Consider the following 983-nt stretch of genomic DNA (forward strand, 5'->3'; position numbering starts at 1 on the left):
ACCGCAAGGTAGAAGGCCTGCGACCGGGGCGGACAGATATGGCGATGTCACCGACTCTGGGCTCGTGCTGAATTGCTTCGATTCGCCGAAGGCCAAGCGGATAGCTCGGTGTCATGTTCAGCCGACACCCACTCCATACGACGTCGTCGAACCACTGCTGCGCGGCGTGACGCAATGGGTTCCGGAACCAAAACTGCGACCCGATTGCAGGATTGCGACTCGTCGCCAAGCGCATTTGTCCGCGAAAACGTCGCCCGCTTCATCAACATGACACCGGAGACATTCTCGGGCATCTATGGGGCCGCATCCAGGGAAACGCACTGGCTGTCCTATGAGCTACGCCGCGCTCGTCTCGGGCAGAAGTTTGCGACCGACGAGGTTGCAGCGGGCAAAATCGACATCTTCATCAACGTCGACTCAACACACTCGAGAACCATCCGGACCTCGCCCGGGTCATCATTGGCTCACTGATGAATGCCATCTACAATCGCAATGAAGCAGGCCAGTTCGGATCTTGTCGATGAGCTGATTTCCATGAAATTCGTTCAGGAGATGAAATCCACCCAACAGCGCGTTGGCAAGCCTCCGACCCCGCTTGAAGATGGGCCCCCCTCCCCTTCCCGAGATCAGCTGTTCAACGGTGTCCGCGGCAGCCTACGGCGACAGCGACCTCAAGGGCCAAGAGTGACACCATAGAGCCGGGAATGATGGTCTTGGCATCGTTGTTCCCGAGCCGACAAATTCGGTTTCGACCTCAGGCCGGATTTCATCACCAAGCGTCTGCTATCAACGCTCGGGTGGCACCCTCGTCGGTTGCGAACGCTCCCTTGGCGAGCAGATAAAGGAAGTTTCGGGCGCTCGCCCGCACCGCTCAAAACGATGGTGCGCGAACTGCGGTCTCCAGCGATCGGCTTTCAGTCGGGTAACGGTTGACCTCCGCATGCAAACGCACCTGCAGGAGGCACGCTGACCTACCCTATGTC

1 protein-coding gene is annotated in these 983 nt (G+C 58.7%); it reads left to right on the forward strand.

From position 1 onward, the window contains the following. Positions 1-174 precede the first annotated feature (174 nt). Positions 175-471: a type IV secretory system conjugative DNA transfer family protein gene (locus EN932_RS36915; RefSeq protein ID WP_342030152.1), complete on the forward strand. Its 297-nt coding sequence runs from the start codon at positions 175-177 to the stop codon at positions 469-471. The last annotated feature ends 512 nt before the right edge of the window (positions 472-983 follow it).

Origin of the sequence: Mesorhizobium sp. M7A.F.Ca.US.002.01.1.1, assembly GCF_004022955.1 — a bacterium.
Lineage (GTDB): Bacteria > Pseudomonadota > Alphaproteobacteria > Rhizobiales > Rhizobiaceae > Mesorhizobium > Mesorhizobium ciceri.

Bases quoted from the DNA above. Each gene is read 5' to 3' on its own strand.
- EN932_RS36915 (WP_342030152.1), top strand. From the start codon at position 175: ATGGGTTCCGGAACCAAAACTGCGACCCGATTGCAGGATTGCGACTCG.